Consider the following 14,347-nt stretch of genomic DNA (forward strand, 5'->3'; position numbering starts at 1 on the left):
GAATTCGGTTGGCATGCAAACCCGCAGGCCGCATGTGACTCGAAGGCTAGCAGCGCGCGGCGCTCAAGTCGAGACGGCGCGCTCGATGCCCTCGGCGGCAACCGCGGCCAGATGATCGATCTGTTCCGGCGTGATCACGTAGGGCGGCATGAAGTAGATGACGTCGCCGAGCGGGCGCAGCAGCGCGCCCCGGGTCAGGGCGTGGCGGTAGACATCGAGGCCGCGCCGCTCGCGCCAGTCGAAGGGCGTGCGCGTCGCCTTGTCGGCCACCAGCTCGACCGCCGCGACCATGCCGACCTGGCGGACCTCGGCCACGTTCGGATGCTCAGCCAGCGGCGCGAGCGCGTTGGCCATGTGCGTGGCCAGACCGCGGTTGACCGTGATCTGGTCGCGGCGCTCGAACTCGTCGAGCGTGGCCAGCGCGGCGGCGCAGGCCAGCGGATTGCCGGTATAGGAGTGCGAATGCAGAAACGCCGACATGTTGGCGTAGTCGTCATAGAACGCCCGGTAGACATCCTCCGTGGTCAGGGTGACCGACAGCGGCAGATAGCCTGCGGTCAGCCCCTTGGACACGCACATGAAATCGGGGCTGATACCGCCCTCGCCGGCCTGCTCGCAGGCGAACAGCGTGCCGGTGCGGCCGAAACCGGTCGCGATCTCGTCGGCGATCAGATGCACGCCGTACCGGTCGCAGGCCTCGCGCAGCAGCTCGAGATAGACCGGATCGTACATGCGCATGTGGCCGGCGCACTGCAGCAGCGGCTCGACGATGACCGCGCAGGTCTCGTGCGCGTGTTCGGCGAGCAGCGCCTCCATGTCGGCGAACACGGCGCGGCTGTGCTCGGCCCAGCTCACCCCCGGCTCGCGGTGGTAGCAGTCCGGCCCGCGTGCGGTCAGCGGCTTGAGCAGCAGCGGTTCGTAGGTCTTTTTGTAGAGGGCGACGTCGCCGACCGCCAGCGCGCCCAGGGTCTCGCCGTGATAGCTGTTGCTGAGATTGATGAAGCGGGTCTTGTCGCCGTGACCGGTGTTGCGCCAATAGTGGAAGCTCATCTTGAGCGCGACCTCGACCGCCGCCGACCCGTTGTCGGCGTAGAACGCCCGCGTCAGCCCGGCGGGTGTGGCCGCGATCAGCCGCTCGGCGAGCTCGACCGCCGGCTCGTGTGAGAACCCCGCGAGCATGACGTGTTCCAGCGTGTCCAGCTGCATCTTGATGCGGTCGTTGATGGCCGGATTGGCGTGGCCGAATATGTTGACCCACCACGAACTCACCGCATCGATATAGCGGTTGCCGTCGAAATCCTCCAGCCAGACGCCCTCGCCGCGCCGGATCGGGATCGGCGCCAGCGTTTCCGTATCCTTCATCTGGGTGCACGGGTGCCAGACGGTGGCGAGATCGCGCCGGATGAGTTCGTCGTTGGTCATGATTGCCCTGTTCGATTGAAAATCGCCCGCACGGCCCCGGTGGCCGAACGGGTTGGATGGACGTTGGCCGGTGGCGACGGGGCCGTCGTCAACCGAGCGCGAAATCGGCCACGATGCCCGCGAAGACGACGCCGCCCAGCACGTTGTGCTGCATGAACGCCTTGAAGCAGGCGGCGCGATCGCGGTGACGCGTCAGCCACTGGTGATAGCCCGCCATGCCGACGGCCGCGACCAGGCCCAGGTAATAGAGCGCGCCCATGCCGAACTGCAGGCCAACGCCGACCAGGAGCGCGAAGAACAGCGCCTGAAAGCAGCCGATGATGCACCGGTCGTGGCGGCCCCACAGGATGGCGGTCGACTTCACGCCGATCTTCAGATCGTCGTCGCGGTCGACCATCGCATAGAAGGTGTCGTAGACCAGTGCCCAGATCAGCGTGGCCGCGAACAGCGTCCAGCCGCCGGCCGGCACCCCGCCGCTCTCGGCGGCGAACGCCATCGGCACGGCCCAGCCGAAGGCGGCGCCGAGAAACATCTGCGGCCAGTGCGTGGCCCGCTTGGTGAAGGGATAGAGCGTTGCCAGCCCCGCGCCGACGAAGGCCATGGCGATCGTGAGCCGGTTCAGCGTGAGCACGAGCAGAAACGCCAGCAGACAGAGGCCGGCGAACAGCGCCAGCGCCTCCCGCGACGAGACCTCGCCGGTGGCCAGCGGCCGCGCCTTGGTGCGCTCGACGTGGCCGTCGATCTCGCGGTCGGCGAAGTCGTTGATCACGCAGCCGGCCGAGCGCATGAGGATCGCGCCGAGAACGAAGACGGCGAGCACCCAGGGATCGGGCACCCCGCGCGCGGCGAACCACAGCGCCCAGAGCATCGGCCAGACGACGAGAAAGATGCCGATCGGCTTGTTCAGGCGCGTCAGCCGCAGATAGCAGCCCAGACGATCCGCGGCCAGCGGCAGCGTGCTCATGCCCGGGCCGCCCTTTCCGGGATCCACGCACAGCCGCTACAGCGACAGCCATTCAACGATGGTTGCATCAGGCAGCTACCCCTTGGAAACCGTTTTAACGTTACCATGCTGCAAATCACGAATGCAGTACGACCGCGCCCCCGGCGCCCGCGCGGCGCATCGCCGGTCTGGGAGATGTCATGTCCGCTCCATCGCAATCCGGCGGCGCGCCGATCACCGACCGACGCCAGCTCGTCGAGTATTTCGAGAATGCCTGCAAGCCGCCGAGCCGCTGGCGTCTGGGCACCGAACACGAGAAGTTCGTCTTCGATCGCGAGACGCTGCGTCCGCTGCCCTTCGAGGGCGAGCGCGGCATCGAGGCGTTTCTGCACGAGCTCAAGCGTTTCGGCTGGGAGCCGATGCGCGAGAACGGCCGCGTCGTCGCCCTCGAACTCGGCCGCTGTCACATCACGCTCGAGCCCGGCGGCCAGCTCGAGCTCGCCGGCGCGCCGCTGGAGACGATCCACGAGGCCTGCGACGAGGTCCAGACCCATCTGCGCCAGGTCAAGGAAGTCGCCGGCGAGCTCAACGTCGGCCTCATCGGGCTGGGCTTCCAGCCCAAGTGGACGCGGGCTCAGACGCCGTGGATGCCCAAGCAGCGCTACGACATCATGAAGGCCTACATGCCGAAGGTCGGCACGCTCGGGCTCGACATGATGCTGCGCACCTCGACCGTGCAGGTGAACATCGACTACGGCTCCGAAGCCGACATGATCAAGAAATTCCGTGTCGGCCTGGCGCTGCAGCCGGTGGCCACCGCGCTGTTCGCCAACTCGCCGTTCACCGAAGGCCGCCCGAACGGCTTCGTCTCCTATCGCAGCCAGATCTGGACCGATACCGACGCCGATCGCTGCGGCATGCTCGACTGGGTCTTCGACGACGACATGGGCTTCGAGCGCTACATGGAGTACGCGCTGGACGTGCCGATGTACTTCGTCCACCGCGACGGCCACTACATCGATGCCTCCGGCCAGTCGTTCCGCGACTTCATGGCTGGCCGTCTGCCGGCGCTGCCCGGCGAGCGCCCCACCATGTCGGACTGGGACGACCATCTGACCACGCTGTTCCCGGAAGTCCGTCTCAAGCGCTTCATGGAGATGCGCGGCGCCGACGGCGGCCCCTGGGGCCGGCTGTGCGCCCTGCCGGCGCTCTGGGCGGGCCTGTGCTACGACAGCGACGCACTCGAGGCCGCCTGGGCGCTGTGCCGCGACTTCACCCGCGAAGAGCGCAACGCCCTACGAGCCGAAGCGCCGATCCACGGCCTGAAAACGCCGTTCCGCGACGGCACCCTCGGCGACATCGCCCGTGAAGTCGTGGCGATCGCGATCGAGGGCCTGCGCCGCCGGGGCCGGCTCGACGCCCGCGATCGCGACGAAACGATCTATCTAGAGGGGCTAGCCGAAATCGCGGAGACGGGCGTGACACCGGCTGAGCATCTGCTGGCGCTGTATCACGGCCGCTGGAACCAGTCGGTGGACCCAGTGTTCACCGAGTTCGCCTACTAGGAACTACTGGCACCCCGCCCAACCGCGCCGAGCGCTTTCACGCGGCAAGGCGTGGCATAGTCCGCGCCGCGGGCGTGCCGTCATCTCGGCCCGCCTGCGGCAACGCTGGATAGGCGCAGATCGTGGATCTACAGTCACGGGCGCTGGTTCTTTCGGTTTCAGTCGCCCATCAACCTTCGGCCGTCGGCGCTGCACGTCCGAATCGTGGCGCGCCGCGACCGACAGCGCGCATCGCTCAGGACACGATAGGCGTGGCCAACGCGATGTCTGCATGACGTCTTACCAAACCTTGATGCCGCGCGAGCTCGCGAGCGCGACGCCGCTTCGCATCGGCTCCTGCAGCTGTACTCGACGTCCCGGGGCGTTGCTCAGCCGGCCGAACCGACGGGCGTCCGGATGCGACTACATCTGCCCCTGGGGCTGGACGCCCCCGCCGCCATCGGCGGCGGGGATCATCCGCTCGCGCGGCGTCACACCCGGCGTGGCCGAAGGCATCGAGTCCAGGGGCGGATCGTCACCGACGCGCCAGGCCGGGCCCTGCTTCGAGGGCAGAGGCCTGCCCACCGGTTGTACGGGCGCGGGTTCGGCCGGGCGGCCGGCAGCCGCGATCCGCGCGAGCGAACGGAGCGAGTCCGCCGGCATCTCGCCCACCAAAGCATAATCCACGCCGTTGGCCTGCCAGCGCGCCAGCGGGCGGCCGCCCTCGAAAGACACGCGCGGCGACGGCTCACCGACCGGCTCCCGCCGCTGCGCGAACAGCCGCACGCGCTGACCGAGATCGTTCTCGTAGACGAATTCCCCGAGGTCTCGACCGCCCCCGGCATCATCCACATGCCGTCTCGCGACCATATCGTAGCCCTGCGCACCAAGATCCGGTGCCGGCAGGGCGTTCCCGCCCCCGGGCGAGGTCTGCGCGCCCGCGGTCGACACCACCGGCGTTCCATCCGGCCCGTCACCGTCCGCCGCCGCGGCCACGCGCTGGACGAACCCGTCGGCACGCTCCGGCGACGGCATCTGCTGGGTGCCGCCCCACCAGCCGATACCCGCGGCCACCGCCACCGCAGCGGCGGTGCCCATACGCATGGGCCAGCGCGCGCGCCGTCGATGGCCGTACCGCAGCAGACGCGGTGGTATCGGCTCGTCGAGCACGGCCTCGTATTGGCGTGCGATACGCTGCTCGATCGCCGCGTCGCGGCGCGCACGGGCCGCCGCGTCGGGATGGGCCGTCACCCAGGCGAGGGTACTGCGTTCACGACTGGACGCGAGACGACCGGCATAGAACGATACGGCGTCTTCGTACGGATACTCGCGATCACGTGCATCGGTATCAGCCATTGGCATCCTCGCGTGTCGGGGTCGGTTCCGCCGCCGAGACGAGTCGTTCGTTGAGCTGCTCGCGGGCCCGCGACAGCCGTGACCTGAACGTGCCGACACGCAGACCGAGTGCGCGTGCACCCTCGCGGTAGCTGGGCTGCTCGAGCGCGACCAGCAGCAGGATCGCACGTTGCTTTTCGGGCAACGCGTCGATCGCCGCGAGCACTTCGCGGCAGTGCAGCGAGGCGTCGGCGTCGATATCGGCGGCCGCCGGCGGGCGCACATCGTCGAGCGCGATCAGATTGCGGTGCGCCCGCTGCAGCTGCGGCCGTCGATCGAGATAGAGGCGATAGAGCATCCGGAAAAGCCAGCTTCGCAGCCGGCCGGTCGGACGCCACTGGACGCGTTTGCGCCAGGCGCGCTCCAGCGTGTCCTGCACGAGATCGTCGGCGGCCTCGCGCTCACGCACGAGGGCTCGCGCGTAGCGGCGCAGATGTGGAATCTCCGCGTCGATCATGTCTGGGTCGATCAAATCCTGTCTCCCCGCTGGGGTCGTCGCGATGCATCAAGGCCCGACTCGGCGGATCACATGCAGCGCGCTCAGTAAGACTAACGGTCCGGGTGCCGCCGCGGTTCCATCGCGTCTCGATCGCCACTCGATGGAACCGATTGGCGATCGCGGTCGTTGGTGTGCGTGGCGGGGTCGTTGATCACGCCCACATTCTCTATGCAAGGAGTTGCCATGAACGCAACCAGTCGCATCATCGCCGCAACGCTGTTCGGCGCCAGCCTGTTCGTCGCCGCGCCGGTATTCGCCCAGGGCGGCGGTGGTGGTGGCGCCCAGGCCCAGGCACAGTCCCGTATCCAGGCGCCGGACCCGTCCGAGGTCTCGGACGCACAGCTCGAGAAGTTCTCGGAGGCCCAGTCCGACGTGCGCGAGGTCCGCAAGGACTGGCAGGACAAGCTGCAGAACGCCGAGAGCCAGGAAAAGGCCATGCAGAATCGCCAAAAAGCGACTCAGGAGATGGTCGAAGCCGTGCGTGACAGCGGCCTGTCCGTCGACGAGTACAACGGCATCGCCAAGGCGGCGCAGTCCAATCCGGAATTCGCCAAGCGCGTGCAGGACATGCGCTAGTCGACCGGATCTCCGGCCGGCTACTCGCCGGCCGGATTCTTCAGGCTCGGGTATTCCCCTCGACCGGGCGCACTGCCCGAAATGGCTTCACGACCGTAGAACTTCACGCCTTTCTGAATCCGCGGCCGCCCCTGGGCCTGCCGATGGCGGTTGGTATCACGAAGGCTGTACACGCAGCCGCAGTATTCCTGCTGATAGAACGCTTCCCGCTTGGCGATCTCGATCATGCGCGCGGCGCCGCCCTTCTTGCGCCAGTTCAGCGTCCAGTAGCGGACCTCCGGATAGCGCGAAGTCGCACGCACGCCCGCCTCGTTGATCTGCGCCATGTTCTTCCAGCGCGAGATACCCAGCGTGCTCGAGATCAGGCCGTAACCGTTTTCGGCCGCATACAGCGCCGTGCGTTCGAAGCGCATGTCGAAACAGACCGTGCAGCGCCGGCCGCGCTCGGGCTCGTTCTCCAGCCCCCGAATGCGATCAAACCAGTTGTCGGTGTCGTAATCGCCGTCGATATGCGGAATACCGAGCCGCTCGCAGTAGCGGATATCCTCGGCCTTGCGCATCTCGTATTCGGCCTGCGGGTGGATGTTGGGATTGTAGAAATAGACCGTGACGTCGATGCCGGACGCCTTCACTGCAGCCAGCACCTCGCCGGCGCAGGGCGCGCAGCAGGAATGCATGAGCAGTCGCGAATCCGTGCTGGGCGGCTCGATCTCGGGACGCTCGTAGCGATCCAGGCTATACGGGTTCATGGGCAGTCACCGCTTGCGATGCGATAATCGCCCATTGTCCGTATTACATCGGCGTCCGTCCACGACGCCGCGAACGACCGGGAGTGGACATGAAACAAGGCAGCATCGTGATGGCCATGATCTGGATGGCCGTCATTTCGCTTCTGCTGTTCTGGCTGCCGTTGATCGGCCCGCTGCTGGCCGGCTTCATCGGCGGCCGCAGTGCCGGCAGCGCCGGGCGCGGGCTGGTCGCCGCCGTGCTGCCGGCCGCCATACTCTGCTTCGTGCTGTTCGCCTTCGGCGCCGCACTGAGCGGCCTGCCGATCATCGGCGCGATCGCGAGCGCGAGCCTGTTCCTGCTGATCGTGATCCAGAGCCTGCCGCTACTCGCCGGCGCCTTTGTCGGCGGGCTGACCGTCTGATCGATCGGCCGCGCGCAGCACGCGCGTGGTGACCGCACCGGTCAGCACCATCGGGGCGGCCAGCAGCACGCCGAGCGGGCCCATGAGCACGCCGCCAACGAGCTGGGCCGAGATCAGAACCACCGGCGGCAGCGCGATCGCACGCTGCTGGATGAGCGGCGTGAGCACCGTGCTTTCGAAGGCCTGGATCACGATATAGAGCGACAGCACCCAGCCGGCCAGTCCGAGCGACTCGACCGCCGCGATCAGCAGCGCGGGCACCACGCCGATCAGGGGGCCGATATAGGGCACGAACGAGACCAGCCCGGCCCAGAGCCCGAGCGTGAACGCGAGCGAGACATCCATCGCGAACAGGCCGATACCGGTCGCGATGCCGACGATGGCCATCGACAGGCCGCGACCGAGCAGCCACAGCCGAAGTTCGTGGGCGAGCTCCCGCGCCACGACGCCCAGCCTGTCCCGGCTCTCGCGCGACATCAGATCGCGACCGAGCGACAGATAGCGCCGCGGTGAGGCAGCGGCGTAGATACCGACGAAGATCACCACGAACACGTTGAAGATACCGCCGAAGGTCGATGACACGACGCTGAAGACACGCGTGCCGCCGGCAAACCAATCGATCGGCTGCGCCGTATCATCGAGCATGCCGCGCAGCATCTCGAAGTTGTTCACGCGCGCGCGCAGGCTGTCCCAGGCTTCCGGCATGCGCTCGATCAGTCGCGGAATCTCCTGATCGATCCGGGGCCCGATCCACAGCGCGATCAACACGAACATGAGTGTGATCGCTGCCAGGGTCGCCGCATAGGCCGGCACGCGACCGCCCGGCAGAACGCGCTGCATCGCCTGGGTCGCCGCATCCAGGAGCACGGCGAGAATGACGCCCGAGAACACGAGCAGCAGAACGGACGTCAGCTGAGGGAACGAATTCAGTGCAAACAGCGTCGCCAGCACGAGTCCGGCGACGAGCAGCGGGGTTGGCGTCGAACGCATGTTCGGGCTCCCTGCCGATGGACGCCGCGGCCGAGGACCGGCCGGCTCGCGGCAAAAAAAACCCCGGTCCGCGGACCGGGGTCGTGACGCGTGTCAGCGCATCGGCGCGCGCCGCCTACTGATCCTGCGGCGGAACGTAGGCGCCGTCCTCGTCGTGGATCTCGCGACCGGTGACCGGCGGGTTGAAGGCGCAGACCAGCTTGAGCTCGGTCTTAGCCTTGAGCGTATGCCGATCGTGGTTGTCGAGCGCATACACCGTACCCGGCTCGATCTTGTGCTCTTCGCCGGTATCGCGGTTCACGAGCGTGCCCTCGCCCTGATAACAGAACACGGCTTCGTAGTGGTACTTGTACCACATGTCGAACTCGAGTCCGGGCGGGAACGTGGTCTCGTGAAACGAAAAGCCCATGCCGTCGCTGGCCAGCAGCCAACGCACGCTGGTCCAGCCGTCCGGGCTGACGACCTCGCGGTCGGTGCCGCGCAGGTCTTCGGTACGCACAATCTTCATCGGGACTCCTAGCGTCTTGAGGTGATCGACACCAATGTATCCTACAGCACGCGCCTCAGGCTGCGACGCGCCTCGACGTATCAGGCCGCGCCCTGGGCCAACCCGTGCTTGTCGAGGACCGCTTGAACCGCGTCGGCGACGATATCCAGACCTTCGTCGATATCGGCATCGCTCGTGTTCACGGCCTGCATGAACTTGATCACGCTGTCGCGGGGACCGGCGGTTTCCAGCAGCAGCTTGTGCTTGAAGCATTCGGCCGCCACGTCATCGGCGATTTCGGCGATCTCGCAGTCCACGCCGATGAACATGCCGCGTCCGCGTACGTCGGCGTTGAAGCCGGGGTGGCTGTCCACGATCTCGTTCAGGCGCTTGCGCATGTGCTCGCCCTTGCGAAGGATCTCCTTCTCGAAGGCGTCGTCGCGCCAGTAGTGATTGATCGCGGCGACGGCCGTCACGAAGGCGTGGTTGTTGCCACGGAACGTGCCGTTGTGCTCGCCGGGCTCCCAGATATCCAGATCCGGGCGGATCATGGTGATCGCCAGCGGCAGGCCGAAGCCGGACAGCGACTTGGACACGGTGATGATGTCCGGCTTGATGCCCGAGGGCTCGAACGAGAAGAACGGGCCGGTACGGCCGACGCCGGCCTGGATGTCATCGACGATCAGCAGCATGTCGTGCTCGCGGCAGATGCGCTCGATCTCGCGCAGCCACTCGTCGCTGGCCACGTTGATGCCGCCCTCGCCCTGTACGGTCTCGAGGATCACGGCGGCCGGCTTTTCAAGCCCGCTGGAGCCGTCCTTGAGCATGTACTCGAGATCGGCGGCGGTGTCGCGGCCATCGCGGAAATAGTCGCAGAACGGCAGCGAGTGCGTGTCCTGCAGATCGACCCCGGCGCCGCCGCGCTTGGCGGAATTGCCGGTCACCGCGAGCGCGCCCAGCGTCATGCCGTGATAGCCGTCGGTGAAGCACAGCACGCCGCTGCGGCCCTTGACCTTGCGGGCCAGCTTGAGTGCGGCTTCCACGGCGTTGGTGCCGGTCGGCCCCGGAAACTGGATCTTGTAGTCCATGCCCCGCGGTTTCATGATCACTTGCTCGAAAGTCTCGAGGAAATTGACTTTCTCCGCGGTCGCCATGTCCAGACCGTGGCAGATGTTGTCGCCCTGGATGTAATCCAGCAGGGCTTTCTTCATCACTTCGTCGTTGTGGCCGTAGTTGAGCGCGCCGGCGCCGCCGAAGAAATCGAGATAGACGTCGCCGTTCTCGTCGGTCATGCGGTTGCCCTTGGCGGTCGTGAAGACCGTCGGGAAGCCACGCACGTACCCGCGCACTTCGGATTCGAGACGATTGATGGTTTCCATAACTTGCTCCTGAGCGACTGCTCGGATGAATGTCCTATTCGGCCGACTCGCGGATCGCCGCGGTATCGAAGGGGCCGATACGGAAGAGAATTTCGGGCTCGTGGGGTTCGCCGTCGACGCTTTCGTGATCGCCGAACAGTTCGCTGGCGAACAGCTCCTCCTCTTCGCACCGGGTGTCGAGCTTGGCGGCGAAGCCGCGGAAGAGCGCCATGGACGCCTCGTTGGTCGGCCCCACGGTGGTGTCGAGATAGCGCACGTGCGAACAGGCCGGTCGCTTGAGGATCTCGTAGAGCATGCGCGTGGCCAGGCCGCGACCGCGGCCGGCCTCGGCGACGCCCACCTGCCACACGAACACCGTGTCCGGTTTGCTCGGCGGGCAGTAGGCCGATATGAAACCGGCCAGCTGATCGCCGACCTCGGCGACCACGCTCGTCTGCGAGTAGTGCTCGCCCACGAGCAGATAGGCATAGACGGAATTGACGTCGAGCACGCCCGTATCGCGAACGAGCTGGAGAATGTCGGCGCCGTCTTCCTTGAACGGAGAGCGGAAGCGGACCTCTTTCGAGGCCGGGTCAATCGTGTCGGAAATAACGTTCAGTTCGGTTTTCGTTTGCCCACATTATAGCGGCTTCGCCGCAGATTTTCTCACCGCCCGGCTCAGACCGCGATCGCATCCTGCAATGCCTGCAGAGCATAGACGCGGCCGTGGCGATCGTCGGTGAGCGCGGTGCAGGTGGCCTGGGCGCCCGCGATCGTCGTGAAGTAGGCCACCTTGTAGCGCAGCGCCGTGATGCGGATCGAACGCGACTCCTCGATCGCGCGCTTGCCTTCGGTGGTGTTAACCACGAGCTGAATCTCGCCGTTCTTGATCATGTCCACGATGTGCGGGCGCCCTTCCTTGACCTTGTTCACGCGCGCCACCGCGATGCCCTCGGCCTCGATCACGGCCGCCGTGCCGCGGGTGGCCACCAGATCGAAGCCGGCTGCCACCAGCTCGCGCGCGAGACGTACCGCATGGGGCTTGTCGGCGTCGCGCACGGTGATCAGCGCGGTACCGCCCTCCGGAAGCCCGACCCCGCTGGCCAGCTGCGATTTGGCGAACGCCTCGCCAAAGGTCCGGCCCACGCCCATGACCTCGCCGGTGGACTTCATTTCGGGTCCCAGCAGCGGATCGACGGTCGGGAACTTGGAAAACGGGAACACCGCCTCCTTGACCGCGAAATGCTCGATCACGCGCTCGGCGCCGACGTTCTGCTCGGCCAGCGTCTTGCCGGCCATGCAGCGCGCCGCGATCTTGGCCAGCGGCACGCCGGTGGCCTTGGATACGAACGGCACGGTGCGCGAGGCGCGCGGATTGACCTCCAACAGGTAGACGTCGCCGCCACGGATCGCGAACTGCACGTTCATCAGGCCGACCACCGACAGCCCGCGCGCCAGCGCCGCGGTCTGGCGCCGTACCTCGTCGAGGACCTCGGCGCCCAGGCTGTACGGCGGCAGGCTGCACGCCGAATCGCCCGAATGCACGCCGGCCTGCTCGATGTGTTCCATGATGCCGCCGATGAACACGTCGCTGCCGTCGCAGATCGCGTCCACGTCCAGCTCGATCGCATCCTCGAGGAAACGGTCCAGCAGCACCGGCGAATCCGGCGAGACCTTCACCGCCGCGGTCATGTACTGCTGCAGATCCTCCGGCTCGTAGACGATCTCCATGGCACGTCCGCCCAGCACGTAGGACGGCCGCACGACCATGGGAAAGCCGACCTCCTCGGCCAGGCGCATGGCCTCGGCCTCGGAGCGCGCGGAGCGGTTGGCCGGCTGCTTGAGGCCGAGCTTGTTGACCAGATTGAGAAAGCGGTCGCGATCCTCGGCCAGGTCGATCGAATCCGGAGCGGTGCCGATGATGGGCGCGCCGGCGGCCTCCAGACGGCGGGCGAGCTTGAGCGGCGTCTGGCCGCCGTACTGCACGATCACGCCCTTGGGCTTTTCCACGTCGATGATCGACATGACATCCTCGAAGGTCAGCGGCTCGAAGTAGAGCCGGTCCGAGGTGTCGTAGTCGGTCGACACGGTCTCCGGATTGCAGTTGACCATGATCGTTTCGTAGCCGTCGTCGCGCATGGCGAGCGCGGCATGGACGCAGCAGTAGTCAAACTCGATGCCCTGGCCGATGCGGTTGGGCCCGCCGCCGAGCACCATGATCTTGTCGCGATTCGAGGGATTGGCCTCGCTTTCCTCGTCATAGGACGAGTACTGATAGGCGGTCGCGGTCGGGAACTCGGCCGCGCAGGAATCGACGCGCTTGTAGACCGGCACGATGTCGTGCTGCAGGCGCATCCGACGCACGGCGAATTCGTCACAGCCGAGCAGGTCGGCCAGACGCAGGTCGGAGAAGCCCTTGCGCTTGTAGGCCCGCAGCGTCTGCGCATCGAGATCCGCGAGCGTGGAGGTGGACAGGGCCATCTCCATCTCGATGATCTCGGCGATCTGATCCAGAAACCACGGGTCGATGTGCGTGAGTCGATGCACCTCGGCCAGCGAGAAGCCCGCGCGGAAGGCGTCACCCACGTACCACAGCCGCTCGGCACGCGGGGTGGAGAGCTCGCTGCGCAGCGTGTCCTGCACGGCGCTCGTCGTCACATCATCGAACTTCGGCTCGAAACCGTCGGAACCGATCTCGAGACTGCGCATCGCCTTCTGCAGCGATTCCTGGAAGTTGCGCCCGATCGCCATCGCTTCGCCGACCGATTTCATCTGCGTGGTCAGGCGATTGTCGGCGGCCGGAAACTTCTCGAAGGTGAACCGCGGCATCTTCGTGACGACATAGTCGATGGACGGCTCGAACGAGGCCGGCGTCGCGCCGCCCGTGATCTCGTTGTTGAGCTCGTCCAGCGTGTAGCCGACGGCCAGCTTGGCCGCGACCTTGGCGATCGGAAAGCCGGTCGCCTTCGAGGCCAGCGCCGAGGAGCGCGACACGCGCGGGTTCATCTCGATGATGATCATCTTGCCGTCGGCGGGGTTGATGGCGAACTGCACGTTCGAGCCGCCGGTATCCACACCGATCTTGCGCAGGCAGGCCAGCGAGGCGTCGCGCATGACCTGATATTCCTTGTCCGTCAGCGTCTGCGCCGGCGCGACCGTGATCGAGTCGCCGGTATGCACGCCCATGGCGTCGACGTTCTCGATCGCACAGATGATGATGCAGTTGTCGGCGTGGTCACGCACGACCTCCATCTCATATTCCTTCCAGCCGAGCACGCTCTGTTCGAGCAGAACTTCGTTGGTCGGCGACAGCTCCAGGCCGCGCGCGAGCAGATCGTCGAATTCCTCGCGGTTGTAGGCGATCCCGCCGCCGGTGCCGCCGAGCGTGAACGACGGCCGCATGATCAGTGGGAAACCGATCCGCGCCTGGACCGCCTCGGCTTCCGCCGCCGAGTGCACCACCGCGGATTCGGGGGTCGCGAGGCCGATCTCGGTCATCGCCTCGCGGAAGGCGTTGCGATCCTCGGCCATGTCGATGGCATCGCGCGAGGCGCCGATCATCTCCACGCCGTGCTTGGCGAGCACGCCGTTGTTGAACAGATCGAGCGCGCAGTTCAGCGCGGTCTGACCGCCCATGGTCGGCAGCAGCGCATCAGGCTTCTCGGCTTCGATGACGCGCTCGACGGTGCGCCAGGTGATGGGTTCGACGTAGACTGCGTCGGCCGTCTCCGGGTCGGTCATGATCGTGGCCGGATTCGAATTCACCAGCACGACCCGGAAGCCCTCGTCCTTGAGCGCCTTGCAGGCCTGCATGCCGGAGTAGTCGAACTCGCAGGCCTGGCCGATGACGATCGGCCCGGCGCCGATGATCAGGATGGTCCGGATGTCTTCGCGTTTCGGCATGGCTTGGGTGCTCGTTTTCAGCGCGGGCGCGCCTCGGGCACGCCCTGTCGACTACGCTTTCGGTTCAATCGGTTGCGTCA

The 14,347-nt window shown here is 66.6% G+C and carries 13 protein-coding genes; 3 read left to right on the plus strand and 10 right to left on the minus strand.

Annotated elements, in window-relative coordinates; translation table 11 throughout:
- Positions 1 to 63: 63 nt before the first annotated feature.
- The gene (locus SAHL_RS05460; protein ID WP_123590385.1) at positions 64 to 1,422 is read right to left on the minus strand and encodes an adenosylmethionine--8-amino-7-oxononanoate transaminase; all 1,359 of its coding nucleotides are present in this window, start codon (positions 1,420 to 1,422) and stop codon (positions 64 to 66) included.
- An 88-nt stretch (positions 1,423 to 1,510) separates the two neighbouring features.
- Positions 1,511 to 2,386 (minus strand): 4-hydroxybenzoate octaprenyltransferase, encoded by an 876-nt coding sequence (gene ubiA / locus SAHL_RS05465; RefSeq protein ID WP_123590437.1) that lies wholly within the window; start codon positions 2,384 to 2,386, stop codon positions 1,511 to 1,513.
- Positions 2,387 to 2,565: 179 nt separating this feature from the next.
- On the opposite strand from ubiA, the gene SAHL_RS05470 reads away from it, so the two are divergent.
- Positions 2,566 to 3,930, plus strand: coding sequence for a glutamate--cysteine ligase (locus tag SAHL_RS05470; RefSeq protein WP_123590386.1), 1,365 nt, complete (start codon positions 2,566 to 2,568; stop codon positions 3,928 to 3,930).
- Positions 3,931 to 4,332: 402 nt separating this feature from the next.
- Here SAHL_RS05470 and SAHL_RS05475 read toward each other — a convergent pair whose 3' ends face one another.
- Both SAHL_RS05475 and SAHL_RS05480 read right to left on the minus strand, forming a co-directional pair.
- Positions 4,333 to 5,265: a hypothetical protein gene (locus SAHL_RS05475; RefSeq protein ID WP_123590387.1), complete on the minus strand. Its 933-nt coding sequence runs from the start codon at positions 5,263 to 5,265 to the stop codon at positions 4,333 to 4,335.
- Positions 5,258 to 5,776: an RNA polymerase sigma factor gene (locus SAHL_RS05480; RefSeq protein WP_221177846.1), complete on the minus strand. Its 519-nt coding sequence runs from the start codon at positions 5,774 to 5,776 to the stop codon at positions 5,258 to 5,260. The genes SAHL_RS05475 and SAHL_RS05480 overlap by 8 nt, the downstream gene beginning before the upstream one ends.
- A 210-nt stretch (positions 5,777 to 5,986) precedes the next feature.
- On the opposite strand from SAHL_RS05480, the gene SAHL_RS05485 reads away from it, so the two are divergent.
- The gene (locus SAHL_RS05485) at positions 5,987 to 6,379 is read left to right on the plus strand and encodes a DUF4168 domain-containing protein (protein ID WP_184947393.1); all 393 of its coding nucleotides are present in this window, start codon (positions 5,987 to 5,989) and stop codon (positions 6,377 to 6,379) included.
- Positions 6,380 to 6,399: 20 nt separating this feature from the next.
- Here SAHL_RS05485 and SAHL_RS05490 read toward each other — a convergent pair whose 3' ends face one another.
- Positions 6,400 to 7,128, minus strand: a complete 729-nt coding sequence (locus SAHL_RS05490; RefSeq protein WP_123590390.1) for an epoxyqueuosine reductase QueH — start codon at positions 7,126 to 7,128, stop codon at positions 6,400 to 6,402.
- Positions 7,129 to 7,217: 89 nt separating this feature from the next.
- Here SAHL_RS05490 and SAHL_RS05495 point away from each other — a divergent pair, with 89 nt between their 5' ends.
- Positions 7,218 to 7,529 carry a hypothetical protein gene (locus SAHL_RS05495; protein ID WP_123590391.1) on the plus strand — a complete coding sequence of 104 codons (312 nt, stop codon included), beginning with the start codon at positions 7,218 to 7,220 and terminating at the stop codon, positions 7,527 to 7,529.
- Here the strand turns inward: SAHL_RS05495 and SAHL_RS05500 are convergent.
- The 5 genes from SAHL_RS05500 to carB all read right to left on the minus strand — a co-directional run bounded on the left by SAHL_RS05500 (position 7,491) and on the right by carB (position 14,267).
- Positions 7,491 to 8,519, minus strand: a complete 1,029-nt coding sequence (locus tag SAHL_RS05500; RefSeq protein WP_123590392.1) for an AI-2E family transporter — start codon at positions 8,517 to 8,519, stop codon at positions 7,491 to 7,493. The genes SAHL_RS05495 and SAHL_RS05500 overlap by 39 nt on opposite strands.
- A 115-nt stretch (positions 8,520 to 8,634) precedes the next feature.
- Positions 8,635 to 9,027, minus strand: coding sequence for an ectoine synthase (locus tag SAHL_RS05505; RefSeq protein WP_123590393.1), 393 nt, complete (start codon positions 9,025 to 9,027; stop codon positions 8,635 to 8,637).
- 80 nt (positions 9,028 to 9,107) lie between these two features.
- Complete coding sequence (gene ectB, locus SAHL_RS05510) at positions 9,108 to 10,385, minus strand: diaminobutyrate--2-oxoglutarate transaminase (protein ID WP_123590394.1); 1,278 nt, start codon at positions 10,383 to 10,385, stop codon at positions 9,108 to 9,110.
- A 34-nt stretch (positions 10,386 to 10,419) separates the two neighbouring features.
- The gene (gene ectA / locus SAHL_RS05515; RefSeq protein WP_221177852.1) at positions 10,420 to 10,983 is read right to left on the minus strand and encodes a diaminobutyrate acetyltransferase; all 564 of its coding nucleotides are present in this window, start codon (positions 10,981 to 10,983) and stop codon (positions 10,420 to 10,422) included.
- A 59-nt stretch (positions 10,984 to 11,042) separates the two neighbouring features.
- Entirely contained in the window at positions 11,043 to 14,267 is a 3,225-nt protein-coding gene (gene carB, locus SAHL_RS05520; protein ID WP_123590396.1) for a carbamoyl-phosphate synthase large subunit, read from the minus strand.
- Positions 14,268 to 14,347: the final 80 nt, after the last annotated feature.

The sequence above is a fragment of the Salinisphaera orenii subsp. halophila YIM 95161 genome, assembly GCF_003732545.1.
Classification (GTDB): Bacteria; Pseudomonadota; Gammaproteobacteria; order Nevskiales; family Salinisphaeraceae; genus Salinisphaera; species Salinisphaera orenii_A.

Excerpts from the sequence above, each read along its gene's own strand:
- ectB (WP_123590394.1), bottom strand. The coding sequence starts at position 10,385 with ATGGAAACCATCAATCGTCTCGAATCCGAAGTGCGCGGGTACGTGCGT.
- SAHL_RS05490 (WP_123590390.1), bottom strand. The coding sequence starts at position 7,128 with ATGAACCCGTATAGCCTGGATCGCTACGAGCGTCCCGAGATCGAGCCG.
- carB (WP_123590396.1), bottom strand. The coding sequence starts at position 14,267 with ATGCCGAAACGCGAAGACATCCGGACCATCCTGATCATCGGCGCCGGG.
- SAHL_RS05485 (WP_184947393.1), top strand. The coding sequence starts at position 5,987 with ATGAACGCAACCAGTCGCATCATCGCCGCAACGCTGTTCGGCGCCAGC.
- ubiA (WP_123590437.1), bottom strand. The coding sequence starts at position 2,386 with ATGAGCACGCTGCCGCTGGCCGCGGATCGTCTGGGCTGCTATCTGCGG.
- SAHL_RS05500 (WP_123590392.1), bottom strand. The coding sequence starts at position 8,519 with ATGCGTTCGACGCCAACCCCGCTGCTCGTCGCCGGACTCGTGCTGGCG.
- SAHL_RS05475 (WP_123590387.1), bottom strand. The coding sequence starts at position 5,265 with ATGGCTGATACCGATGCACGTGATCGCGAGTATCCGTACGAAGACGCC.
- SAHL_RS05460 (WP_123590385.1), bottom strand. The coding sequence starts at position 1,422 with ATGACCAACGACGAACTCATCCGGCGCGATCTCGCCACCGTCTGGCAC.
- SAHL_RS05470 (WP_123590386.1), top strand. The coding sequence starts at position 2,566 with ATGTCCGCTCCATCGCAATCCGGCGGCGCGCCGATCACCGACCGACGC.
- SAHL_RS05495 (WP_123590391.1), top strand. The coding sequence starts at position 7,218 with ATGAAACAAGGCAGCATCGTGATGGCCATGATCTGGATGGCCGTCATT.
- SAHL_RS05505 (WP_123590393.1), bottom strand. The coding sequence starts at position 9,027 with ATGAAGATTGTGCGTACCGAAGACCTGCGCGGCACCGACCGCGAGGTC.